This window comes from Colwellia sp. PAMC 21821, assembly GCF_002077175.1.
Taxonomy (GTDB): Bacteria; Pseudomonadota; Gammaproteobacteria; order Enterobacterales; family Alteromonadaceae; genus Cognaticolwellia.
Window position 1 is genome coordinate 401,269 of record NZ_CP014943.1, and the last position, 24,225, is coordinate 425,493.

Here is a 24,225-nt window from a genome sequence, read left to right on the forward strand (position 1 = left end):
ATTACTCTGAATAACCGGTTATTTTTTTAATACTTTGATAAATCGGTTTTAATTGTCGATACATTTTAAGATATACCTGCTGATATAATTTGTTATATAGCACCACATTCCATCGAGATGTTTTACTTGTTTAAACCTTACACATCAATATTAAAAGCCGCTATATTTAGCGGCTTTTTTATTTTATTTTATTTTTAAAGAGTGAAATAATTGACTCGATTTTGAACTTGCTGACTCGCTTCTTTCATTTCGATACTTCGCTCGTTTGATTGATTAACGAGTATCGAATTGTCTTCAACTAATGTCTGAATTTGTTGCATATTTTTACTTAAATCTAAAACTACAACACTTTGCTCTTCAGCAGCAGTGGCAATTTGATGCGATTGGTCGTTAACTAAATCTACTTTAGCTTGAATCTTTTCGACTAAATTATTACTCTCGTCCACTTTTTCTTGTAGCAGCTTAGCGGTGTCTGAACTTTCAACCATTTTCTTAACCGCCTCATCGCCCACTTGTGTTAAATTGCCGAGTAAACTTTCAATTTCATTCACTGAATCTTGAGAGCGTTGAGCTAGACCTCTAACTTCATCGGCTACAACGGCAAAACCTCGACCTTGTTCACCTGCTCGGGCAGCTTCGATAGCGGCATTTAACGCAAGTAAGTTGGTTTGATCAGAGATGCCTCGAATAACATCAAGAATTTGCTCAATGTTCTTTGTTTCAGATTTCAACTGGTGTACAACATCGGCTGAAATACTAATTGAATTAATCAACGAACTAATTTCTTTAACCGATTGATTTGACGATAATAAACCTTGCACGGTTAATGCTTGTATTTCTGTAGCGAAAGTTGCCGACTCTGTTGTACTTTTGGCGATGCTATCACTAGTTAATGACATTTCTTCAATCGCGGTCGCGACTAAATTAGTGTTATCTGTAATGGTAAAAGAACTCGCAAGCATAGCCTCATTTAATTGCAGTACATTACTACTATTTTTATCGACTAACTTTCCAGACTCACTAATAGCAATAATAGTTTCTTGTAAGCTAGCGATAGTATTATTTAACGCTTCCGCCAGTTCAAATACTTCATCTTTACTATCGACTATGGCTTTTTGTTGCAAAGATCCGCCAGCTAGTTTTTCTGCCGTATCGCGAACTGTTTTAATACCTGCGCTAATTCTATTAGCGATAAGAAAACTTAACAGTAATGAAACAAGTACCGCGATGATCAATCCTAAATAAAACACAGTACTGCTCATATTTATATTTTCTATAACCGAGCCTCTCGTTGCTTCGGCCGATAAATCTACTTGCTTTTTAAACTCAACAGAGAAAGCAATTAAATCATTATACGATCCGATAAACGCTTTAAACACAGGAAAAGGTGCTTTGTTTTCAGGAGAATTTATCATGGCAGATACAAAAGATGCTGCCTTATTTTGAAACTCTCCTGTAAAAGTTTTTAATTGTTCGAGTTCGCTTTGTTTACCGGAGAAATTTTCAGACATCTCATTAAGCAATTTAGGGGTTAGTGCTTCATTATTTTTAATAACCTTTAAATAACCATCGGTTTGATTATCCAACTTGAGCAAATAACTAATTTGTAAGCCGCGAATATTCAGCATAGTGTCAATTTGCAGTTCTTTTACTCGTTCAAATTGTGCTGATATTTTATAATTTTTTTGATAAAAGTTATAAAAATCATCTGCTATTGCATTACTATTTGAATGAATAGTTAAAATAACAATGGTAAACAAAGTAATAATGGCTACTGCCATAAGTTGTAACTTACGTAAAATATTAAATGACATATTGCCCGATTTCCCGAAATATTAAGTTAGTTAATATAGCGTAATGTTAGGTAAAAAAAAGCGTTTTGTGTATTGTAGTTACTGATACACGATTTTTTAGATGGTGTTCTCAGTATAAATATTAATAACACATGAAGTCGATAATTTAAGCCCTACAAACAGTTTAGCCATGTTTAACATGGTGACTTAAATTATCTTTCTATTATATTTTTTTGGCTAAATATCCAATAAAAGCGCTTCCAGTCGATAAAAACTATGACCTGTAATGTAAGATGGGCGGCGATTGAAGGATGAGTAACGTTTTCATATGCTATGAAATAGGATAACTGACGCTCGAAAAGAGTCAGTTATCTGCGCTTAGTATTAACCTAAAAGTTTACCTAAACCATCGCTTAATACTTGCTTTGCTTGTTGACCTTGCTCTGTGTCTAAGTAGCTTTGTGCCGTAGAAATAAAACTACTGATCATTTCAGGCTTTAATCCTAAAGCTTCAAATTGCTTTTTCACATCATTAATAGACTTTAATGAATCACTGTATTGTGATGCTTGTTCCAGTAAGCCACCCAAACCTTCGCTCGAGCCTGAGCTGAGTTGACTAATATCAGGCATTTGACTGACAAGTCCTTCAACACCTGGTACTGAATTAGCAAGCTGGCTAAATTGCTCAGTTGAAACATTGTCTTTTACATAATTAAAAATAGCGCCCATACCACCAGCGGCTTGATCAGCATTAACATCTAAAGAGCTCGTTAGCATGTCAACCAAACCATTAGTACTTTGAATGTCAGGTGTATTAGCTTCAACACTTTGCTCGGTTGTTTCACCCAAACCGACGAGGCTTTTCAAGCTTTCAAACCAGCTTGTTTCTTGTGCTATAGCCGAACTACTTAACGTGGAAATAGTTAAAAGTACGATCAGTTTTTTCATATCAGGGATCCGTTATTATCAAAAGTTATAAATGAGTTAAAACAAGTGTACAACATTTAGCTGAGGGGTATGTAATGCTTTATTTTCCTACGGTTAGCACTAGAAATAAAATCAACGCTTATAACCCAAGCATTTAGGTGTATAATATCAAGTAATGTCAGTCAAATTAAGTCAACCATGAGTCAAGAAAACGAACAATTACACAATCCTTTACATGGATTAAAATTAGACACGCTACTAAACGAATTAGTAACTCACTATGGCTTTGATATTTTGGCTGAGTATACGCGTATTAACTGCTTTAAGAGCAATCCAAGCATGGCTTCAAGCTTAAAGTTTCTGCGTAAAACTGAGTGGGCAAGAGAAAAACTTGAACGTTTTTATCTTTATGACTTTAAAAACCTACCAGAAGCCGGTGAAGATGAGTTTGAAATACCACCGCGCCAACGCGTGATTCCGTTAAATATAAAACCCAAAAAACCAAAAGTTTTAGTGCGTGGTGAAGCTATTATACCGTTAAGTAAAGATAGCTTTAAAGAAACTCATCGTTCTAAGCCTGAATATAAAAAAGAGCATAAAAAAGAGCATAAAAAAGAGTATAACAAAGCCTATAAGCCTGAGCATAAACGTGAAAACAGTCATGCTAAATCAAGCGACAAGCCTAGCTATGGCAATACAGAGCGAAGTTCAAATAATAGCTCAAAAAACAGTTCAAATGAGAATAAGCCATTTGACCCTTATGCTGACGCACCTAGATAGTTCACTTTTATAATTAATATAAAAAGCCCTAAATAACTTACGCTATTTAGGGCTTTTTTACCGTTATGCTAGCGACCAACTAATTTATAAACTTAAAACTTAAAATTTAAAGCTTAAAATTTAAAGCTTAAAATTTAAAGCTTAGAGCTTAGAGCTTAAAGCTTAAATCGTGCCACAGAATTAGTTAACGAGTTCGCTAATTCATTTACCTCATCACTGCGGTTAGACAAATCTTGTGATTCAGCTCCATTATATGTTGCCGCTTCGGCTGCTTCAGTCATGGTAAGTTCTATTTCTTGACTAAAACCTAGTTGCTCATTCGATGCAACGCTAATGCTTTTACTCATCTCATCAATGGTATGCAGTGCGGTTTCAATTTGTTTAATCGCATGACTTAATTCTTGGCTTTGAGACACACATTCTGCCGCCTGATTCTGCCCTTGAGAAATCGCAATTTCCGCCGTTTGCGTTTCTTTTTGCAGTGAATTGATCATCAGTTGAATTTCAGCAGTTGATGCCTGGGTGCGAGAGGCAAGCGATCTCACTTCATCAGCTACAACAGCAAAGCCTCGTCCATGTTCACCCGCCCGTGCTGCTTCAATTGCAGCATTTAATGCCAGTAAATTAGTTTGATCAGCAATGCTACCTATGGTGTCTAAAATACCACCAATACTGTCACTGTGCTTACTTAAACGAGTCATGACTTCAACAGAGTCACTTAAACTTGTCGACAAAGATTCAATACGACTACTGTTATCGTCGGCAATCGTTCGTATTTCAAAACTGTGTTTAGTCGCTTCTGACACGTTGTTAGCGGTCAAATTTGCTTCATCTGTGACACTTGATGAACTGATAAACATTTTTTCCGCAATAAGTTTAGCGTCAGATACACGGGTGATTTGTGCCGATGTTGACTGAGCTATTCGGTGGCTTTGCTCACTGGTCACTTTTGCCGACTCGTTCAGTGAGTATGCATTCTGGCTAATGTTTTTTAACAATGAAGTTAAATCATCACTCAATTTATTAATATTATTGAATAAATCACCAAATTCATCTTGGTTCTTAATCGTTAACCTTCGGGTTAAATTACCCTGAGCTATCAAAGCTAATGATTTATTGGCTGCCGCTAATGGACCTAACATCGTCCGCGTTGTTACCACAGCAATAAAAGTAGCTAAGGCGACAAAGATAACAGCCATATATATGGCCAGGTTAACGCCTGTATCAACTTTCGCTTTGGTCGTTAACTGCAACTCATCAAAACGTGCTTCAGCAAGAGATAACAGTAACGTTAATTGCTGATACGTTGCATTAAAACTATTTACAGAAAGGTTATAAGCGATATTGGCATTTATATAATCGTCTAAGGCTTGTTGCTTGACTTGATATAGTTTGCCGGGCTCAACTAATAAGTTATTTAAAATAGCAAACTCAGTGGAAAAGGCTTTAAGTAACGACTTATCATCAACACTGGAAAATAGTCGCTGCATAAAATCGTAGTTATTTTTGATGTTAGCAATTAAAAAGCTTACGTCTTCTTTATGCTGTGACAATACATCGAGTTCTGTTACCTGCTTCAAGCCTGACATTGTGCTTTGAAGGGTGAACAGCATATCGTCAATTCGCGCACCATTGCCAATAATATCATCTAGCAACTGTCCATTATCAGGTAGCTCGAGTAATTCAAGATCAAGCATTTTATTACTTGCTTGGTCACGACTTTCAATGAAAGCTTGATAATTAGCCACAAATTGATCATTAGCTGAGGCAATATTTTTTTTCGCTAAATAAAATTTCTCGCTCTGATTAACGTACGCTTGGTAATGATTCTGAGCTTGATTCAGCGCTTGCAGCATTTTAGGTTGGTCAATCAACTTACTGCTTAAAACTGTAACAGCCGATTGATACTCTTTATTTAAATTCGTATATTCTTGTTCGCTATTCATCAAGTTAGCGAAGTCTGTTTGCGTAAATCCCAAGGCACCTACTTTGATCATATTGAGTAATTTGATCTGTAAAGCGCTACTTTGCTTTTGGACCGGTACAGCCAAGAGCTCAACATTACTATTGGCTTGGCTTATTTGTGTTAATGAGTTATAAAAAAAAATGCTTCCTGCAACTAATAAAATCCCTATTGTGCTAAACCCCATTATTATTTTTTGTTTTATTGTTAATGGTAGGTTGTACATAGACACCTCTAAATAAATTTTCTAATGCATAGTTTAAAATTTCAATCATTATGATTGACGGATGATTATAGTTTCCTTGGGGTAAATGTAAACCATACTGTAATCAAGACCAAAGCCGGCAAGTAAAGCGCTAATTTAATCACCACTTATTATTATGGTTGAAAAGCATTAATTTTAGAAACTTTTATAAAAAATAAGCCAACTTTACTCAAAATATAGAAAATAAATAATGAGTAAGGGCTAGATTATAAATAATCACTGTTCTATTATTAATCAACTGGTCGAACGTCCGATCAGTAGTTCATCAATAATAAAAAATATGACGTAATAAAAATAACGATAAAAACTTGGGGAAATATATGAATATAATCAAACACTTAATTGCAATTGCAGCACTCGGTTTAACACTATGTTCGACTGCCGCACTCAGTAAAGAACACAAAATAGTGCTTATTCACGGCTTTCAACCACAACAACTCATTGCTGACGGAGATGTTACGGCAAGTGGTCAAGACTATTGGAAAGGATACTGGAACAACTTAAGTGACGCTAGAATTGACTGGCCTTCGTATGAGCGAATAGAAGGTAAAATTGCCACTGACTATGTCTGGCCAAAATTAAAAGCATTTTCTGAAAGTAACTTCTGCGATCCTGGCTGCATCTTTGTCACCCACTCTACAGGTGACTTAGTTGCGCGATATATTATCGACAATCAAGAAACTTGGTTAGAGAACGCAGGTTTAGCACCATTAAATATCGTTGCAACATTTGATATTGCCGGTGCGGGCGGCGGAAGTGAACTTGCCGATTTAGCGGTAAGCGTTGCTCAGGGTACTGAAAGCTGGACCTTTATCATCGAAGCCGCTTTAGAAGCTTGGCTTGGTGGCGATTTAGGCGATGAAATGGGCGTACTTCATGACTTAAAAGTGAATAATGCCAGACAGCTTGCACCCTTGCCTGATGCGCGTATTCCACGACTGCGTTTTGTCGGCGATGCCACTGAATACTTAGGCGTTACTAGCCCATTTATTCAAGGTAATGATGACGGTGTTGTTGGTACCCATTCTTCATGTGGCGGTAATCGCCAAGCACGCTTTGGCAGTTGTAGTTCGCAATTGGCGTTCAACGGTAAAATTTCATACCAAGGCAATGCTGTTTCAGGTTTTATGCCATATCATTATCCAATGCTAATGGGTGAAAAGTATAGTCACGGCTCACTGCTTGAACCATGGCAAGCAGGTAAAGTAACGGCAGTTAGCAATCAAGAAAATACCTTGTCTGGTGAAAGTATTCATTTTAATACTTACACTAAAACATCGGGCTGGTGGATTTGGAAAAGCAATTACCTTTATGTTCAAAATTCAGCGTCTGACAGCATGTCAACGCTAATTTATGACGCTATTCCTAACTAAAAATGAAATAAGCGATGGCTGTTTATCTTTCAATATGCACCACGAAAAATAAACAGCCCTAGCACTATCTGAGCATGCAAAATAAAAATAATTATAGGTAGAATAAGCCCGTCATGAAAAACAAATCTGCTTTAAAGCGCATAGCAATAATAGGTATTGCTGTAGTCTCGGTTTGGCTTTTTTGGCCAACAATACCTCAGCAGCAAACTACGGTCACTCAATCGACGGTAAGTTCTCCTAAAATAAAACCCACAAAATCAGCAGCAATAACTATTGAAAATAATATCGCAAGCATGGCGGTACCAGAGAAAATAACGTCCAATGACTCAGCAACATTAGTGGCAAAAGCCTATGCCGGCGAACTCAACTTCCCCCCTTACTCACAACCCTTAACAAATAAAGATTTTGACCGATTATCGCCTAATCATTTTAACCCGCAATCTATTCCAGTTGACGATATTGGAACTACGATATCGGCGCAGTTATCAAAGTATCGTTATACCTACCCTGAAACAGTTTTTGCCACACTCTCAGGTGAAAATATTGATAATGCCGTACTAATACTTGTCGACATAACAACCGGTAAATCACTATTAATGCGCGATTTTGATCAGGATAATAATAACTGGACTGCACAATTTGAAGGTGAACGTAACTTACCTACGCAGTTGCAAGCAACAGTAAAAGCACGCGTTAATGGTAAAGATATTAGCCTTGCATTAGCCCTTAAATATGTTGACTCAGTTGCTACACTTAACAGTTTCGATCCCGCATACAATCAATACGCTGATATGGTAATAAAAGCTAACTTGACTACCAGAGAGCAAGGTCTTTATCGCATACGCGCTAACTTATTTGATGCTAACAACCAACCTATTGCCCATTTGGTAAGTAAAGAAAAACTCAATAAAGGCAGTGATACTATAGAATTAAAAGCCCACCAAAGCGTATTACAAGGAAAACAAGCGCCCTTTACTTTATCTACATTTTCAATCGAGTTAATGTCGCCAGCACCCGGTTCGCCAACAAAATATGGCGATAGTGCTATTAATCAATTTGAAATAAAAGACTTCGCTACATCAAGCTTAAGTGGAATGCCTTATCGACCATCAAAGCAGGAGCAACAACGATTACAGTTGTTACAGAATATGGCACAAGGTAGGTAAACAGCATCCACCATATCAGGTAAATAAGTTGATACTTCAAAGTTATAAAAATTTTTACCGGCGTTGAAACAGCTTCACTCTAATCATCATAGATTTATGATGTCAGTGTTTAACAAAGTCACATTTAAATAATAACTTTAATACGCTTGTTAATCTTCGACAAATATTTGCATTTCTTCGCCGATTCTTTTCCGTATTTCCATTAATTTTATTGCTGTAGCATGCTGCCTTTTGTCTATGTCAGTTTCAGGTAACCATTGAGGTACGCGCTCAGGCTGACCGTTTTGATCTACAGCCACCATGATAACAATGCAATGTGTTGTTAAGCGTCTATTTAATGATTTAGGGTCACAAGCACTGACTTCCAACGCAATATGCATTGAAGACTTGCCGGTATAAATAACTTTAGCTTCGACTTCTACCAAGCTGCCAACATGTATTGGGGCAATAAATCGAATGCCACCTGCGTATGCAGTGACACAATAGCGGCCACTCCAGCCGGCTGAACAAGCATATGCGGCTAGATCAATCCATTTCATTACCGCACCACCATGGACTTTACCACCGAAGTTAACGTCATGTGGTTCGGCTAAAAATCTCAGCGTGATATCTCTTTGTGCTTGGGACATTGTTTTCTCTGTTTAATATAAAGTACATTTTAAAATAGTTAGATAACAGCAGCTCAAGCCATCCTTGGCTAGAAGCAACTATAATTATTACCAATAAACGATACAGTATCACTAAATCAAATTAGCGCTAAGTGCTTTGTTTTAGAAAATTATCTGAACATTGCTGATAACTAAGCTGACCAACTAAGCTGAACAACTAATTAATGCAATGGACATAATTAAAAATTAAGCTTGTAGCCCACCAGTATTTTATCACCGGCTTCAAATACGGCTTCTGCTTCATCGCCCCAAGCGCTATATTCAACATAGAAGCTACCCAATTTATGATTATAAATTGCGTCTAATATCACTTGATTACTATCAACCGTTAGGCCACTTGCTGAGTCCATAGAAACCCAAGCGTACTTAGCTTGAAATTGTATTTCGCCCATTTTATAACCGCCGTATATCTCATAAACATTTTCATCGACAATTTCGCCATTTGGATTAAGGCCTTCATAAAAACGTAAATCGCTAGAGTCTTGATAATGGGCGGCAAGGCTTAATTGACCATGGTTATAAGCAACCTGAAATGAGTCAACTTTATTTTCACCTTCAAATGCCGTTAATTCATATCGTGAAGCCGACAAGGTAAAGTCATTTATCACGTACTTAGCCGCAACATTATAGCCAAGAATATTTTCATTCTCTGTGCCTGCTATATCTGCTTTAACATCACCATTATTTAACACCGCCATAATCGCTAGCTGAAATCCGTCCATGTCTGGCGTGACATAAGTAACAGCGCGGTCGGGGCGTAAATACTCAACATAGTGACCATTACCTGCTGCATCTATAGCATATAATCCATAACGACTTGTGTGACAAATGACGCCTGCAGATTCATTAGTACAACCTGCTGACTCATCGATATCTGAAAAGATATCAATCGCATTATCGGTAAAATTCCATTGTGGTGAATATTGCTTACCAATCAAAATAGAGCCAAAGTTACCTTCTAGGCCAACATTAGCAAGACGAGCACGTTGGTCGTTACCCGCAAATGAACCATCATCAGTAAAAAGTCTGAACTCAAAGTTATAAGTTGCTTTAACGCCATCTAGAATTTCAGCCGAGCCATAAGCGCCTAAACGAGAATAGTTATCTTTGTACTCAATTTCGCTTTTATTGGTATCTTCTAATTGCACGCGAATACTGCCGTACCAATTAAATAAATTATTATCTGCTTGTGCCATAGTCGGTACGATCATGGTTGCCGCTAAGGCTAAACCTGTGCTCAATTTCATTTCATTTTCCCCTTATTAAACTATTGAATTATAATTATTGTTTTCAGAACCTATGTTTAAAATGCTTACAGGGTTGGGACTGTATCGCTTAAAAAACACCTGCTTATATTCTGCAAAAATTATATTAAGGAGATGCAATTGAACATTGAAGTCAATTAACTTAATCAGTTAATAAGAGAATCTTATAACCTTTTAACTAAGGCAAGAAGGGATGGCAGTAAGTTATTGTTTATAAAGAATTAAAATGATATTGCAAATAAAAAATCACATTGCATAGCAGGTTTGACATGCCAGAATATCAGTAAAATAAATCCCTGTAATTATGGTGTTTGTCTCATAAAAGAGCTGTTCCATAATTAACCAGTATTACTTATCAAATAATAACTTATTCTAATTAGATTTCGCTTGAACAATCAGAAATAATGCATAATTTTAGGGCGAAAAATCGTGTTCATTTCAAAAGGAAAAGTCCCGCAACAAACCGTGGTCTATTTACCCAACACTTTATTCGGTACTTTATTCGATATTTTATTCAACATTTCATCCGACATGCTACCCGACACTTTTCCCGACAAGTTACTCGACACTTTACCCGTGTATTTACCCGGTACTTTCTCCAACATTTTATCCGACATACTACCTGACAGGTTATGCGATATTTTATGCGAAAAGTTTTCCGCAACATTATCTAAATATGATGCTAACTATGTATGATTCCGCGTTATTAATTACGGCTTTATTGGCAGTTACCGCAGGCGCGGCACTGCAAAGCATGGCTGGATTTGGCTTAGCTGTGGTAGCCGCACCTATTTTGGTATTAATCAACCCGGCGCTGCTACCCGTGCCTATATTGGCACTGGGTTGTATATTGTCGCTTTTGAATTGTATACGTTATCGACAGCAACTACATTTTACTAATATACGCATAGCACTACTGGCTCGGATCCCCGGCTCTATTATTGGTGTGGTTTTGTTAACCTTGCTACCATCGGCATTTTTCTCGATAAGTTTTTCATTATTAATTATGTTGTCTGTGCTGTTAACTTATCAACATATCAATATTACTCACAGCCTTAGAAACTTAGCTTGGGCAGGATTTTTTTCAGGATTAATGGGAACCACGACCTCCGTTGGCGGGCCACCTATTGCTCTAGCGTATCAAAATAGTGCATTGGGCATCGCCAGAGCAGAACTATCGCTTTATTTCTTAATAGGTACATTAATGTCCCTGGTATTATTATATTGGTCTGGCAATACTAATTATTATCAACTACAGCTTACTTTACCGCTAATTCCCGCTGTATGTATGGGCTTTGGCTTATCTTTACTGCTAAATAAATACTTTATTCAAGCCTATTTAAAGCCCTTAATTGCCATACTGTCAGTCAGTTCATGTTGCCTTATTCTATTTAAAACTATCAGTAATTTATAACGATATTGTTAAGCTCAACATGAATATGGAAATAACAAGGACAAATAAAAAAGTCTCTATAATCATTAGATTAAGCTAATAACTATAGAGACTTTTTTATTTGCTTACCGAAGATAGTATTTTGCAACTTCAGTTTTAACCGAGTTTACGAGCTTAACTTACGAAGAAACAGTTGGTCCTGAATGCTCTATTGCATTAGCAAAATCTGGATCTGCCTCTGATAATGCTGCTAATAATTCTGCTGAATGCGCAGGTATAATTTTGCTCATTGCGTGATAGAGATTTAAAACATTTATATTGGCTAATACTGCCAGCGCTTCGGCCACTTCTATTCCGCGCTGTGCATTCACTTTAGCTATAACTAACGCTAACTCTACTGCAAGTTCTGGATCGGTTGTTGCCACCATTAACGTTGTTTCAACTTCTGCACAAGGCAAGTGTTGAGGCTCGTGATACTCGGTTCGAGGATCAAGCTCAACAGCGGAAGTAATAACCGAACCTTGCATCACAAAATGCTCTTGTTCTTCTATTGGTAAGGCTGCGCGCACTGTCATTCGAAAAACAACAAAACAGGCTAACGAAAACTGCACAAAGGCTAGGAAATAAAATAATGCCGAACCACCAAATTTTTCCATCACAAGCGACGCCGAATACGGGCCTAAAACACCCCCTAAGGCAAACGCTAAAATCATAGATGACATGGCGGAAACAATTTCACTTTGCTTTAGCTTATCAAGCGCTTCAGTAATACTTAATGGATAAGTACAAGCGATAATGCCACAGGTGATACCTGTCGCTAAAAACACTGCCCATGTGATCCCCAACGGGGCTAATAATGTTACTGCGATGCCAGCACTGGCTGAGATTAATAACAGCACAAATAAAACCGTACGACGGTCAAACCTGTCTGATAAAAAACCAACAGGAAACTGTAAAACAAAAGCCCCGAATATAGCAGCGCCCATATAAAGCGAGAGTTGAAAGCCAGTGATATCAAACTCTTTTGCAAATACCGGCAATAAGTTAAAAATAGCAGAATAAAGTATACCTGATATCAAGCAACTTACGACGCCAAGTGGCGACCGTTTATATAACAAGCGCAACGACATCGAACTAAATTCTTCAATTACTGGCCCCGGATGACTGCTCATTACTACAGGAATAACCGCGATACACATTAAGATACCAGCAATAACAAAAAGCATATTATCTTGCGGGCTACCAACGTTGATAAAAAATTGTCCACCAAAAAGCCCAGCTAAAACAACGGCATTGTATATAGCTAATACTTGACCACGAGTTTCTTTACTTGAACTATCGCTTAACCAACTTTCCATCGCGGTAAACGCGCAAGCAATACAAAAGCCCATCACTATTCGCATTGCGCCCCAAAGCGCTGCATCTGAATAAAGGCTGCACAGTAATATACTTACCGCGCCTAATGACACACAACCAGCAAACATACGAATATGCCCGGCTCTTTTGATTAAACTCGTACTATAGAGTGCACCTATTAATAAACCGACATAATAGAGCGATAAAACAACACCGATAGTTTCTGTATTCAAGCCGTCTAAATTCATTCTTACTGGTAATAAAACATTAATCAGACCAATACCTGACAATAAAATGAAACAACTTAAAAATAGAGAAAACAGCGATACAAACGTTTTACGCACAGAACTTCCTTCATGGAGTTATTTAAAGCAAAAAAAACTGGCAATATGCCAGTTTTTTAATTTTAGTGAAAGTTAAATCACTTATTAATTCGCGTTATAACAAAAGTATAAAGATTTAGTTATGGAACGGCAGCATAAGCGACAACTTCACAAAGCATTTCTTCACGCGCTAAACCGGCAACAATCATCGCTGCTCGGTTTGGGTAGGGCGCTTGAAAATATTCAGCGTAAACTTTATTAAATACTGGTAATTGATCTCTAGCAGTCACATAGATAAGGACTTGAGTCACATCATCCATAGTTAAATTTGCCGCTTCAATAGTGTGCTTAAAATTTTCCATCGTTTGACGCGCTTGTGCTTCTATACCACCTTCAACTACGTTACCTTCAACATCAATCGGGATTTGAGCTGTAGATAATGTGCCGTTAGCAATAATTGCCCATTCTAAAGGGGCTTTAGATGCAAAAAGTTCAGTTTTTACGGGTGTTTTCATGTTCTTTTTCTCTATTAAATTAAATTATAATTCGATGACATCATGCTAGAACAGGCAGTAACTTTGCGAGGTAAAAGCATTCATTGTCATCAAGTTTGAAAAATTTGTTATAAACCCTGCTCATCAGCCATTTTTCTAGCGATTTGTGGCGCATTCCACAATGACGGCAATAAAACGAATGACACCGGTACTGCGGTAACCACAATAAATGATTGTAATGCCGATATACCCCCAGAGCCGATTGATATAAGTAGTGCAGCCATTACACCCATAATTATGCCCCAAAATACACGTAGTGAACTTTTTGGCGAGTCAGTTCCTGTCATCACCATAGAGACAGAGAACGTCATAGAATCACCTGTTGTGGCAACAAAAATGGTTGTTAAAATTAAGAACAGCACAGATATAACGCCGCCCATTGGCAACTGCTCGGTAATTGCCAGCAGTGCTGCGGGTAAATTAAAGCCAGTAAAAGGTTCAGAAATAACACCTGGGTTAGCTAACTCAAACGCGAGTCCGCTGCCACCTACAATAGTGAACCAGAAACAAGTAATAATAGGCGCAACAACAGAAATCAGGATAATCATTTCTCGAATTGTTCGGCCTCTTGAGATACGCGCAACGAACATAGCCATTAACGGACCGTAGCCTAAGAACCATCCCCAAAAGAACACTGTCCACCAATCTAACCAAGCTGGATTAGCACGGAATGTCGCCATAGGAATAAATTGGTCAATATAAATACCGAACGAATGAAGGTAGCTATCAAAAATAAATGTCGTTGGGCCGAATATTAAGATAAAGGCCATTAACAGCACCGCTAAAATAACATTGGCTCGACTTAAAATTTGAATACCTTTAGTGACACCACTTACCGCAGATAGGGTATAGATACAAATTAAACCAAACAAAATGGCTAGCTGGGTAGTATAAGTATCAGGAATACCAAACAGTTTCTCTAAACCAAAACTTACCTGTAAACCAAGAAAGCCAATCGGGCCGACCGTGCCAGCAACAACAGCGACAACACAGCACGAGTCAACAATAGTACCAAAGGCGCCTTTCATCACTTTATCGCCAAAAACTGGATATAATAAAGTACGTGGTTTTAAAGGGAGACCTTTCTCGTAATGCAGGTACATAAAAACAATACCCGTTAAGCTGCCTAATATTGCCCACGCTAAAAAGCCCCAATGCATAAAGCTTTGTGCTAAAGCATTATAAGCGGCATCGACTGTACCTGACTCACCGCCAAACAATGGTGGTGGCGAAGTAAAATGTGCCATCGGCTCAGCGGCAGCCCAAAATACGCCTCCGCCAGCAAGCAATGTACACATAATAATAGAAACCCACTTAAACCGAGAAATTTCAGGTGACTTAATACCACCTAAAACCACAGAGCCTGTGCGACCTACCGCTAGAAAAATCCCAATAACGAACGTTAAAAGTAATAACACTTGCCAATATGCACCAAATAACTTGGTGGAAGAAGCGAACGCTGTATTAACCCAGCTAGACATCATCTTGATATCGTACAGCGCCAAAACAGCAAACAATACAAGGGCTCCACCACTGATCAAAAATACGGGTATATCTACACCCTCTAAAAATTTGATCCCCGGTTTTGCAACTTCTTCACTTTCCGCAATATTTTTAGCAGTATTCATTGTTGTCCCCTATTGGTGCTTTTATATTTATAGTTATAGGTATTGTTATATTTTATAAAACTCTATTAACTCATTGATTAAGCGCTATTAAAATTAGCCCTTAAACACTTGAGGTTTTAAGCCTTTATCCAGAAGGTTCAGCCAATTTAACCCCATGACTTTGGCAATATCCTCTGCCTTAAAACCTCTATCTTGTAATCCTTGTGTTATATTTGGAAAATCGCGACTGTCACGAAACCAAGAGAGTGGTCTTGGCCAGTCAGCATTGGCTTTTGAGCCTTCGCCATAGTCCATTTCTTTTGACCAACGACCATTACGCATCCACTCAAGTACTGATAATGGTTGGTCTTGGCATAAATCTGTCCCTATGCCAATATTATCAATCCCCATAAGGTCTGCTGTATCGGCAACCATGTTGCAAAAATCGTCTAATGTGCAATCTGGGCCATTTTTTAAGTGGAACGGATACAAACTAAAGCCCAATAATCCACCCGACTCACCTAGCGCTTTTAACACCGTGTCAGATTTATTACGTTTTGCTTCATGAAAACTATTCGGGTTGGCATGCGAGATAACAATGGGACGCTCAGAAATATCAATCGCCTCCAAGGTACTACGCTCTCCGCTGTGGCTCATATCAACCAACATACCAACACGGTTCATTTCTTTAATGACTTGTTTACCAAAGCGTGTAACACCACTGTCTTCTGCTTCATAACAACCACAAGCCAGTAAGCTTTGGTTGTTATAAGTCAGCTGCATAATCATCAAGTTGAGCTCACGCATGATCTCAACCATTGAAATATCATCTTCGATAGGCGAACAGTTTTGTGCGCCAAACATCACGCCAACTTTGCCTAATTTTTTAGCTAAAAGAATATCCGCAGCACTTTTTACTGGCATGATTAAATCGTGATTGTGCTCAAAATGTCGATTCCAATCCCCCATACGCAATAGCGTTTCGCGAATTTGTTCGTGATATACCACGGTGACATGCACCATGGTGACACCACCTTCTTTAAGCTGTTGAAAAATAGACCGGTTCCAGTTGGAATACTGCAATCCATCAATGACAATAAGATCGTTATGCATAGTAATCACCCAGTTTATGAACGGATATAAGTGGTTTTAACGATGGTGTAAAATTCTTTTGCGTAGCTACCCATTTCACGAGAGCCAAAGCTAGAGTCTTTGCGGCCACCAAAAGGTACGTGGTAATCAGTTCCAGCCGTAGGTAAATTAACCATCACACAACCTGTTTGAGCATTACGTTTGAAGTGGGTTGCTGATTTAAGCGATTGTGTACAAATACCGCCAACTAAACCGTAATTAGTGTCGTTCAGTGTGGCTAACGCTTCGTCATAATCTTTAACTTTAATTACGCAGGCGATTGGTGCAAAAGCTTCTTCGCGGTTAATCGTCATGTCATTCGTGGTTTCAGTAAACAACGCTGGCGTTAAGTAGTAGCCTTCTGTTTCTTCAGTAATAACTTCGCCGCCACTTACTAATTTACCGCCTTCTTTTTTGGCAATTTCAATATAGTTAAGGTTTTGCTTCATCTGACGAGCATCTGCAACCGCACCAATATGAACACCTTCACGTAATGGATGACCGACCACCAATTGCTTCATTCTTGCAACTACCGCGTCAACAAAACGATCATGTATACCTTCAGTGACAATTAAACGTGATGACGCGGTACATTTTTGACCGGTACCAAAGAAAGCGCCACCTACTGCACACTCAACGGCATTATCTAGATCGGCATCATCAAGCACGACTAAAGCATTTTTACTGCCCATTTCTAATTGGCATTTCACGAGGTTTGCTGCCGTTGCAATGGCAACTTTACGACCTGTTTCCAACGAACCAGTAAACGTTAATGCGTTAATTTTTGTCGAGTTAATTAACAAATCACCCACTGCAGCACCGGGTCCCATAACAAGATTAAAGGTTCCTGCTGGTAAGCCTTGACGAGAGATAATTTCAGTTAATGCCCATGCGCTAGCAGGTACTTGGTTTGCTGGTTTTAAAACAACCGCATTACCAAAAGCTAATGCCGGTGCAATTTTCCAAGCGGCTGTTGCCAAAGGAAAGTTCCAAGGGGTAATAATACCAACAACACCCACTGGCTCTCTGCGCGTTTCAATTTCAATACCAGGGCGAACTGAATCAGCAGTTTCGCCCATTTGGCGTAATACTTCAGCAGCATAATAATGAAAAAATTGACCTGAACGGTATATTTCACCAGCGCCTTCAGGTAATGTTTTACCTTCTTCGCGGGCTAACAATTTACCTAATTCGTCTTTACGTGCAATAAGCTCATCACCAATGGCCATTAACACAGAATAACGTTGCTCTAAGCCACTTTCTTGCCAAGCAAGCTGACCAACAATTGCTGCGTCTAATGCTTGTTCTACTTGATTTGTGTCGGCTTGTGCGTACTGGCCAATAATGTCACTGGTGTCGGCAGGGCTAATATTAGTTAATGAGCTCGCGCCCTCTACCCATTCACCATTAATAAAATTACAAAAAATTGATTCAGACATAAATACCTCCATAAAATAATTGAAGCTATTATAGTTAGCATGCTTTAATAATAAAAATTAATAAAAACTATCCCTTGATAAGGAATGCTTATGGCAATGCCAGAATTCAAAATTGCACAATTACGACACTTTGTATGGGTGGCTGAATTACGCGGCTTTCACAATGCAGCAGAAAAAGCTTGTCGGACCCAGCCCGCCATATCGTTGTCAATTAGAGACTTGGAAAATAAGCTTTCAACACACCTGTTTGAAAAAAGAAATGCCAAAACAACGGTAACGACATTAACGCCTTTTGGCCGTTACTTTTTACCAAAAGCGAAAGAGTTAATTGCCCATCACGACAATATTGCTCAAGACATGGCGCTAATGAGCGAGCATAAAACTGGGCATTTAAGACTAGCATCTGTCCCTTCAATCGCCTGTCATATGTTACCCGAACTGCTATCTGAGTTTATTGCTGACTCACCAGATTTACATATAAGTTTTTTCGATGACAGTTCAGAAGCAGTACTACGTAAAGTTGAAAAAAGACAAGTAGATATTGGCATTGCTAGCTTGCCACATGAGCATGAACATTCCGGCATTGAATTCACCCCTATTTGGCAAGATCAAATAGGCTTAGTATGCCCAGTAAATCATCCATTAGCAGAAGCCGAAGAAATACATTGGAAAGAACTACGAAAACATCGGTTAATTCGAAATGGCACATCACGGTTATTAGAAGGCACAGAAGCCGAACCGTTACTCAAAGATTCACAGTTTCTTATTTCTAACATGTTGTCATTAATCGCCATGCTAGAAGTGGGTTTAGGCGTGACTACATTGCCTTGGTTCGCCTTCCCTAAAGAAAGTAAAAAATTACGATTCATCCCGCTAACTACGCCGAAAATCATTAGAAAAATCGGTATTGTGCAGCTAAGTAACAAAACATTATCACCGGCAGCAGCGGCATTATTAGCCTTTATATTAAAAAAATCAGCAATAGCAGAAAACGACTAATCAGTGCAATTAAATAGAGTAATTAGCAGCAACAACACCACAGCATTATTTGCTACAAACGCTGTCGCTGGCTGAGTAAAGTATGGCTATATTCAGTGCAATTCGGTGTGACACAAGCCCTGAGTATGCACGATGAAAAAATTGACTTCTGTTGGTTCGAAAACCTTGTTATAAGCATCAAGTTTTCTGCTCAAATATGAGTAACCAACAGAAGCATATTCCACTGATGAATAAGCAAGGTAAACTGCTTAGTTAGTGGAATGGTCAAGCCATAAGGCGTACAAACAGACAAAAAGTATTTGGCTGTTTCACACTGCCTACAATTTTAGCCAACTATCTGTTGCCGCTTAACGTGGAGTTGAAGCTTTATAATGACTCAAAAACAAAATTGAGCATGAACTTTTTAGTGTGCTAAATTAAATACAGCACTACTTCCGGTGCTAAAGCGCTTCGAAATTCATCGATAATCGTGATTTGAAGCATACTTTACTTTAATTTAATTTTTTATGACTGTATTTACAGAAATGTAAATTCTACAGTTTCGTTAGAGCCCAAGTCATATGCAACCTGCTGAGTTAGCGAAAAAGTACAATAAAATAGCCGAATGGTGGCATCAGAATCATTCTGATTCCGACTATGGTGTGGTTCAATTTAAACTTGCGCTAAACTTCTGCGCACAACATGGTCAAGCGTTGGATGTTGGTTGCGGTGCTGGTGGCAGATTTATTCGAATTCTTAAAGAAAAAGGATTTAATATTACCGGTCTAGACATCTCAGAAAAGATGGTTCATTTAGCCCAAAAAAATCATCCCGAAGATTACTTTCTCGTTCAGGATATTTGTTCTTGGGAAACAGCACAAAAATTTGACTTTATTTACGCTTGGGACAGTATTTTTCATTTACCACTTAATAAGCATCATTCGGTGATTAGTAAGCTTTGCTCACTGCTAAGTTCAGGTGGCATTTTAATGTACACATTGGGTAATGCTACAGGTGAAAATATGGACGAATGGCTTGACGATACGTTCTATTACAGTTCTATTGGGATTAATGCTAACGCTCAATTACTATTAGATAACGGTTTAAATTTGTTGCATTTAGAACTTGATCAATATCCTGAGCGACACGTGTTTGTCGTCGCAGCAAAGCCCTAACAATACCTTTGAATTTAAAAGCTACATTAGGGCTTAAAATTCAACACCACATTATATTACAGCCCAAAAACTACAGCTTTAGTTCAACCTTTAGCATCATCGAACACTTAACAATGTAAAAATTTAAAGACCCAAACGTAAAGGTTTTTAATTGTTAATAGAAAATAATCCAGTTAGAGTATTTTGATTAAAAATTAATATATAAAACGAGTAATTCTATAAGAGCGTTAGCTTTTTATCATAAATGGAAATAGTGATGTCTGAATCAAATGTTAAGGAAAAACGACCTGGTTTTGCTGCTTATACCTCAGTTATATTTGCTAGTGTCTTTACTGGGATCATTCTGAATGACTTTGCAAAAAACTATAGTTTTGTTATTGGCTCATTTGATATTGTTCCTATGCTAATACGCATTATCATTATTTTTATTTTGTTTTACCCATTTAATAGTTTTTTTAGATGGTTGTACTCAGCCTCTCCAAAAAAAATAACATAAATACTTATTTAGGGTCAGAGCGCTTAAAACCTTTATTTAACTTAATATTTTTTGAATTTTTTTATACCAAATGTAATAAGTTATTGACCAATTTTAAGCGAGGATAAATTGTTCAAGAATACATGTTTATTGTTCCAGACTAAACATAAGTACCTGCATATATGGACCCACTCCGTTTGCAAGACATTTAATCGTTATGTAAGAGAAAATCATTGCTCTCATATATCCGGCCTGTTTATGAAGGATTTTTACCTTCTGGCCCCGATGGTTGTTTGCGCTCACACTCCTCATCATCCCTCCGGCTTTTTTATTAGCCAATGCAGGTACCAGGTTTTGTGCAAGCCAGTCTGACTATCTTACCATCCGATTAATTTATCTTTTGCAACTGAAGTAAAAGGGTTTTACTGTTATCTCATCACTGAAACCAATCTAACTTGCTTCAGTTTTGAGCTTTATTTATATAGCCGGGCGATAACTTTCCCCCTTCGCCATTATTACCCAAGCCATTCTTGCTATTTTATTCGCCACAGCAACGCATGCTTTGTTGTGTCCTCGTCGGGATTTTAACGCTTGTGCCCACAAACTAAATCGGTCAGTTTTGTTTTCACTGTGCCTTAATACTGCCCGGGCCCCGTGGATGTATAGTGTTCTTAAATAACTATTACCGCGTTTACTTATACCGAGTAAGGTGGCCTTTCCACCCGTTGAATGCTGCCCAGGAACAAGCCCAAGCCATGCCGAAAAATGTCGACCATTTACAAAGTCTTTTCCATCTCCTGCAGCTGCATAAGTAGCGCTAGCTGTGATTGCTCCAATACCTAATATTTCATCTAAGCGAACACATATTTCATTTTCTTTATTCATCGTGTTTAAGCGAACTTCACACGCTTTAAACTTCACTTCTGTGACTTGAAATTCAAGCCATAACTCATTAAATATCTCCCGACTTAAATACGTTAACTCATTTGTCGCATCCTCTAAAATATCCGGCAGTTCATTGCGAATTGCAGAAATACCTTTATTGATGACAATGCCATATTCTCCTAACAAGCCTCGTACCTGACTTGCTAATGCTTTACGTTCTTTCTTTATGCGTTCACGTTGTCGATGGAAGTTTTGAATATCTTGTTGTTCTATCGATTTAATTGGCACAAACCTCATGGTCGGGCGTTGCGCTGCCTCTGCAATACCTTCGGCATCGTTATAATCATTTTTATTGCCTTTAACGAAGGGTTTTACATATTGAGGCGCAATAAGTTTTACTTGGTGCCCCAATTCAATAAATTTTCTAGCCCAGTAGTTCGCACTGCCACAAGCTTCCATTACAATTAGGCAAGGCTCTAATGTAGCCATGAAACTCAACACTTGTTTTCTTCTTAATTGTTTCTTTTTTACAAATCGCCCATTTTTATTCACAGCGAACATGTGAAAAATTGATTTTGCAATGTCTAAACCGATTGTAGTAATCTTCATGTTGATCCACTCCGCTTTTATAAATGATTGTTGTCACTTTCATTTTGGCCCTAAAGAGGCCGGAAATAAAGTTGGAGTGGGTCCATACCATTATCCCTGCAGGCAAGGCGTTTGATTGATTAGGGCATGGATGCCCGTAAGTAGAACAATGCAGGAGCAATTGTCGAGTAATAGCGGGCGTGTGGGATTGAAAACAACGCAGTTATTGACGATTTAAACCGCCTTAAAATGATCGATTATTTATTTCAATTGGTATTAGTCAGCCCTGCCGCTTCGGGTTTAAAAAAACAGTAATTCTACCCACTCGTTATATTCAAATAAAAGGTGAACAATATGGATAAAGCACTTCAATCAATGATTAATAATATGCCTGAAAAAACAGGAAAGAAGCTAGAAGAGTGGATACAAATATTGCATGATAAAAGCTTCGAAAAACATTCAATGGCAGTAAAGTACTTAAAAGATGAACACGGGGTAACACACGGTTTTGCCAACACCATAGTCACTTTATCCAAAGAGAATAATGTAACTGCGGATGATTTGGTTTTAGCGCAATATAATGGTAAAGAATCACTTAAACCCATTTATGAATTACTCATTGCTACAATCACAAGTTTTGGCAATGATGTTGTAATAACGCCCAAAAAAGGAAGTGTTAGTTTAATTAGAAAAAAACAATTTGCGCTAATAAAACCGGCAACTAAAACAAGAATAGATTTAGGTTTAAAACTAACAGATGTAGAAGTACAAGGCCGCTTAGAAAACTCAGGGCCATTTGGGACTATGTGCACCCACAGAATACAGCTGCAGAATATTTCTGATGTTGATGCCGACATTATTAAATGGCTATCAATGGCGTATGAAAAATCGGTATAGTTAAAATATAAAAAATACAAACAGGGTTAATGTACATTTAGTTTTAAGTTTACTGTCTGCTTTTATGTTAGCCAACTACGTGTATCACGCCTACTTTATGAGGCATTTTACAAAAAACGCGTTATTCTACAGTAACGTTCGACGAACATTAAAATATAAGGACATAAAATGGGTATTATCGACAACATATTAATGGCATTAGGGCTGCTTCCTGCAAAGGGCTTAATTGTTTCAATGCGACAATCTAAAACATTAACCATCATGGTCATCGTTGCCATTATTTTCATTGCTTTGTTTACATTATTTTTATTCAAAATGGCAGCCGCTCAATAGTTAACTTATTTATACACCCGTCTGACATAAACAACTGTGTTGCTGTAATGCACTGTAGTCGATTTATCCATATTAATAATATATTTACACCACTTGTTTTTATGGCGATAATTTATATTAAACGAAATTTTTTCGTCTCATTATGCACTTTGAGGATTTTGTTGTGACAATCAGTGAATTTGAATTATTTAAGGTAGAAAAATTAGCAAAAAACTTCTGTGCTAATAAAAATAAGAATATTCCTCGTGAATTAGTATTTATTGATTATAAAATGGAACAGCAAAGTTTATTTTTGCTTGAGGTTCGACCTCTATGGGATAACCCAACTAAAAAAACAGAAACCTTAATTGCCAAATTTACGTATGTTAAAAAAGATAAAGTTTGGAAGTTATATTGGCGACGTCAAAATATGAAATGGCAGCAATACTTGCCAGGCGGTATTAATCAACATTTAGAGCCATTATTGAATATAGTTACTGAAGACCAACAAGGATGCTTTTGGGGCTAATTTACACTTCATTACTTTCCCGACGAACAACACTTTAACCCAGGCTCCTTTCACGTTTTGCGATAGTTCGACTCTATGATAAATTTTATGTATTTTAAATTACGAATAAATAAAAATAGATATGAATTATGCTTAGTAAATCGTAATCTACGGATAATTAATACCAAATGTAATAAGTTATTGACCAATTTTAAGCGAGGATAAATTGTTCAAGAATACATGTTTATTGTTCCAGACTAAACATAAGTACCTGCATCCCTGCAGGCAAGGCGTTTGATTGATTAGGGCATGGATGCCCGTAAGTAGAACAATGCAGGAGCAATTGTCGAGTAATAGCGGGCGTGTGTGATTGAAAACAACGCAGTTATTGACGATTTAAACCG

22 protein-coding genes are annotated in these 24,225 nt (G+C 37.8%); 11 read left to right on the forward strand and 11 right to left on the reverse strand.

Features of this window, described 5'->3' with window-relative positions; all coding sequences use genetic code 11:
* Nucleotides 1-194: 194 nt before the first annotated feature.
* Complete coding sequence (locus A3Q33_RS01610; RefSeq protein WP_081178241.1) at nt 195-1,814, reverse strand: methyl-accepting chemotaxis protein; 1,620 nt, start codon at nt 1,812-1,814, stop codon at nt 195-197.
* A gap of 363 nt (nt 1,815-2,177) precedes the next feature.
* The gene (locus tag A3Q33_RS01615) at nt 2,178-2,741 is read right to left on the reverse strand and encodes a DUF2780 domain-containing protein (RefSeq protein ID WP_081178243.1); all 564 of its coding nucleotides are present in this window, start codon (nt 2,739-2,741) and stop codon (nt 2,178-2,180) included.
* A 177-nt stretch (nt 2,742-2,918) separates the two neighbouring features.
* Between A3Q33_RS01615 and A3Q33_RS01620 the strand changes: the two genes are divergently transcribed.
* The gene (locus A3Q33_RS01620) at nt 2,919-3,500 is read left to right on the forward strand and encodes a VF530 family protein (RefSeq protein WP_081178245.1); all 582 of its coding nucleotides are present in this window, start codon (nt 2,919-2,921) and stop codon (nt 3,498-3,500) included.
* A gap of 155 nt (nt 3,501-3,655) precedes the next feature.
* On the opposite strand, the gene A3Q33_RS01625 is transcribed toward A3Q33_RS01620, so the two are convergent.
* Entirely contained in the window at nt 3,656-5,650 is a 1,995-nt protein-coding gene (locus A3Q33_RS01625) for a methyl-accepting chemotaxis protein (protein ID WP_231295760.1), read from the reverse strand.
* Between the two features lie 398 nt (nt 5,651-6,048).
* Here A3Q33_RS01625 and A3Q33_RS01630 point away from each other — a divergent pair, with 398 nt between their 5' ends.
* Both A3Q33_RS01630 and A3Q33_RS01635 read left to right on the forward strand, forming a co-directional pair.
* Nucleotides 6,049-7,101 (forward strand): hypothetical protein, encoded by a 1,053-nt coding sequence (locus A3Q33_RS01630; protein ID WP_081178249.1) that lies wholly within the window; start codon nt 6,049-6,051, stop codon nt 7,099-7,101.
* Nucleotides 7,102-7,214: 113 nt separating this feature from the next.
* On the forward strand, nt 7,215-8,267 hold the full coding sequence (locus A3Q33_RS01635; protein WP_081178250.1) for a hypothetical protein: 1,053 nt from the start codon (nt 7,215-7,217) through the stop codon (nt 8,265-8,267).
* Nucleotides 8,268-8,416: 149 nt separating this feature from the next.
* Here the strand turns inward: A3Q33_RS01635 and A3Q33_RS01640 are convergent, their stop codons facing one another.
* On the reverse strand, nt 8,417-8,896 hold the full coding sequence (locus A3Q33_RS01640; RefSeq protein ID WP_081178252.1) for an acyl-CoA thioesterase: 480 nt from the start codon (nt 8,894-8,896) through the stop codon (nt 8,417-8,419).
* A gap of 218 nt (nt 8,897-9,114) precedes the next feature.
* Entirely contained in the window at nt 9,115-10,182 is a 1,068-nt protein-coding gene (locus tag A3Q33_RS01645) for a porin (protein ID WP_081178254.1), read from the reverse strand.
* 447 nt (nt 10,183-10,629) lie between these two features.
* On the opposite strand from A3Q33_RS01645, the gene A3Q33_RS20535 reads away from it, so the two are divergent.
* Nucleotides 10,630-10,896: a hypothetical protein gene (locus A3Q33_RS20535; RefSeq protein ID WP_155866673.1), complete on the forward strand. Its 267-nt coding sequence runs from the start codon at nt 10,630-10,632 to the stop codon at nt 10,894-10,896.
* Nucleotides 10,889-11,614, forward strand: a complete 726-nt coding sequence (locus tag A3Q33_RS01650; protein ID WP_155866674.1) for a sulfite exporter TauE/SafE family protein — start codon at nt 10,889-10,891, stop codon at nt 11,612-11,614. The genes A3Q33_RS20535 and A3Q33_RS01650 overlap by 8 nt, the downstream gene beginning before the upstream one ends.
* A gap of 158 nt (nt 11,615-11,772) precedes the next feature.
* On the opposite strand, the gene A3Q33_RS01655 is transcribed toward A3Q33_RS01650, so the two are convergent.
* From A3Q33_RS01655 to A3Q33_RS01675, 5 genes are all read right to left on the reverse strand, one after another.
* The gene (locus A3Q33_RS01655; protein WP_081178256.1) at nt 11,773-13,293 is read right to left on the reverse strand and encodes an MFS transporter; all 1,521 of its coding nucleotides are present in this window, start codon (nt 13,291-13,293) and stop codon (nt 11,773-11,775) included.
* Nucleotides 13,294-13,412: 119 nt separating this feature from the next.
* A complete protein-coding gene (locus tag A3Q33_RS01660; RefSeq protein ID WP_081178258.1) occupies nt 13,413-13,787 on the reverse strand; it encodes a RidA family protein in 375 nt (124 codons plus the stop codon).
* Nucleotides 13,788-13,894: 107 nt separating this feature from the next.
* On the reverse strand, nt 13,895-15,454 hold the full coding sequence (locus A3Q33_RS01665; RefSeq protein ID WP_081178260.1) for a BCCT family transporter: 1,560 nt from the start codon (nt 15,452-15,454) through the stop codon (nt 13,895-13,897).
* Nucleotides 15,455-15,547: 93 nt separating this feature from the next.
* The gene (locus A3Q33_RS01670; RefSeq protein ID WP_081178262.1) at nt 15,548-16,546 is read right to left on the reverse strand and encodes a dipeptidase; all 999 of its coding nucleotides are present in this window, start codon (nt 16,544-16,546) and stop codon (nt 15,548-15,550) included.
* Nucleotides 16,547-16,560: 14 nt separating this feature from the next.
* A complete protein-coding gene (locus A3Q33_RS01675) occupies nt 16,561-18,003 on the reverse strand; it encodes an aldehyde dehydrogenase family protein (RefSeq protein WP_081178264.1) in 1,443 nt (480 codons plus the stop codon).
* Nucleotides 18,004-18,093: 90 nt separating this feature from the next.
* Here A3Q33_RS01675 and A3Q33_RS01680 point away from each other — a divergent pair, with 90 nt between their 5' ends.
* From A3Q33_RS01680 to A3Q33_RS01690, 3 genes are all read left to right on the forward strand, one after another.
* Complete coding sequence (locus A3Q33_RS01680; protein ID WP_081178266.1) at nt 18,094-19,002, forward strand: LysR family transcriptional regulator; 909 nt, start codon at nt 18,094-18,096, stop codon at nt 19,000-19,002.
* A gap of 560 nt (nt 19,003-19,562) precedes the next feature.
* A complete protein-coding gene (locus A3Q33_RS01685; protein ID WP_081178268.1) occupies nt 19,563-20,156 on the forward strand; it encodes a class I SAM-dependent methyltransferase in 594 nt (197 codons plus the stop codon).
* Between the two features lie 256 nt (nt 20,157-20,412).
* Nucleotides 20,413-20,652, forward strand: a complete 240-nt coding sequence (locus tag A3Q33_RS01690; RefSeq protein ID WP_081178269.1) for a hypothetical protein — start codon at nt 20,413-20,415, stop codon at nt 20,650-20,652.
* Nucleotides 20,653-21,108: 456 nt separating this feature from the next.
* Here A3Q33_RS01690 and A3Q33_RS01700 read toward each other — a convergent pair whose 3' ends face one another.
* On the reverse strand, nt 21,109-22,125 hold the full coding sequence (locus A3Q33_RS01700) for an IS110 family RNA-guided transposase (protein ID WP_081178271.1): 1,017 nt from the start codon (nt 22,123-22,125) through the stop codon (nt 21,109-21,111).
* 333 nt (nt 22,126-22,458) lie between these two features.
* On the opposite strand from A3Q33_RS01700, the gene A3Q33_RS01705 reads away from it, so the two are divergent.
* From A3Q33_RS01705 to A3Q33_RS01710, 3 genes are all read left to right on the forward strand, one after another.
* Nucleotides 22,459-23,001 (forward strand): DUF4287 domain-containing protein, encoded by a 543-nt coding sequence (locus A3Q33_RS01705; RefSeq protein WP_081178273.1) that lies wholly within the window; start codon nt 22,459-22,461, stop codon nt 22,999-23,001.
* 168 nt (nt 23,002-23,169) lie between these two features.
* Complete coding sequence (locus A3Q33_RS20715) at nt 23,170-23,334, forward strand: hypothetical protein (protein WP_196798030.1); 165 nt, start codon at nt 23,170-23,172, stop codon at nt 23,332-23,334.
* A 163-nt stretch (nt 23,335-23,497) separates the two neighbouring features.
* Nucleotides 23,498-23,842, forward strand: a complete 345-nt coding sequence (locus A3Q33_RS01710) for a DUF3024 domain-containing protein (protein WP_196798031.1) — start codon at nt 23,498-23,500, stop codon at nt 23,840-23,842.
* Nucleotides 23,843-24,225: the final 383 nt, after the last annotated feature.

What these genes read in the sequence shown, in the direction of transcription:
- A3Q33_RS01660 (WP_081178258.1), bottom strand. Translation starts at nt 13,787, where the DNA reads ATGAAAACACCCGTAAAAACTGAACTTTTTGCATCTAAAGCCCCTTTA.
- A3Q33_RS01650 (WP_155866674.1), top strand. Translation starts at nt 10,889, where the DNA reads ATGTATGATTCCGCGTTATTAATTACGGCTTTATTGGCAGTTACCGCA.
- A3Q33_RS01645 (WP_081178254.1), bottom strand. Translation starts at nt 10,182, where the DNA reads ATGAAATTGAGCACAGGTTTAGCCTTAGCGGCAACCATGATCGTACCG.
- A3Q33_RS01620 (WP_081178245.1), top strand. Translation starts at nt 2,919, where the DNA reads ATGAGTCAAGAAAACGAACAATTACACAATCCTTTACATGGATTAAAA.
- A3Q33_RS01680 (WP_081178266.1), top strand. Translation starts at nt 18,094, where the DNA reads ATGGCAATGCCAGAATTCAAAATTGCACAATTACGACACTTTGTATGG.
- A3Q33_RS01610 (WP_081178241.1), bottom strand. Translation starts at nt 1,814, where the DNA reads ATGTCATTTAATATTTTACGTAAGTTACAACTTATGGCAGTAGCCATT.
- A3Q33_RS01640 (WP_081178252.1), bottom strand. Translation starts at nt 8,896, where the DNA reads ATGTCCCAAGCACAAAGAGATATCACGCTGAGATTTTTAGCCGAACCA.
- A3Q33_RS01700 (WP_081178271.1), bottom strand. Translation starts at nt 22,125, where the DNA reads ATGAAGATTACTACAATCGGTTTAGACATTGCAAAATCAATTTTTCAC.
- A3Q33_RS01670 (WP_081178262.1), bottom strand. Translation starts at nt 16,546, where the DNA reads ATGCATAACGATCTTATTGTCATTGATGGATTGCAGTATTCCAACTGG.
- A3Q33_RS01690 (WP_081178269.1), top strand. Translation starts at nt 20,413, where the DNA reads ATGTCTGAATCAAATGTTAAGGAAAAACGACCTGGTTTTGCTGCTTAT.
- A3Q33_RS20715 (WP_196798030.1), top strand. Translation starts at nt 23,170, where the DNA reads ATGGGTATTATCGACAACATATTAATGGCATTAGGGCTGCTTCCTGCA.
- A3Q33_RS01705 (WP_081178273.1), top strand. Translation starts at nt 22,459, where the DNA reads ATGGATAAAGCACTTCAATCAATGATTAATAATATGCCTGAAAAAACA.
- A3Q33_RS01630 (WP_081178249.1), top strand. Translation starts at nt 6,049, where the DNA reads ATGAATATAATCAAACACTTAATTGCAATTGCAGCACTCGGTTTAACA.
- A3Q33_RS01625 (WP_231295760.1), bottom strand. Translation starts at nt 5,650, where the DNA reads ATGGGGTTTAGCACAATAGGGATTTTATTAGTTGCAGGAAGCATTTTT.
- A3Q33_RS01635 (WP_081178250.1), top strand. Translation starts at nt 7,215, where the DNA reads ATGAAAAACAAATCTGCTTTAAAGCGCATAGCAATAATAGGTATTGCT.
- A3Q33_RS01675 (WP_081178264.1), bottom strand. Translation starts at nt 18,003, where the DNA reads ATGTCTGAATCAATTTTTTGTAATTTTATTAATGGTGAATGGGTAGAG.
- A3Q33_RS01685 (WP_081178268.1), top strand. Translation starts at nt 19,563, where the DNA reads ATGCAACCTGCTGAGTTAGCGAAAAAGTACAATAAAATAGCCGAATGG.
- A3Q33_RS01665 (WP_081178260.1), bottom strand. Translation starts at nt 15,454, where the DNA reads ATGAATACTGCTAAAAATATTGCGGAAAGTGAAGAAGTTGCAAAACCG.
- A3Q33_RS01615 (WP_081178243.1), bottom strand. Translation starts at nt 2,741, where the DNA reads ATGAAAAAACTGATCGTACTTTTAACTATTTCCACGTTAAGTAGTTCG.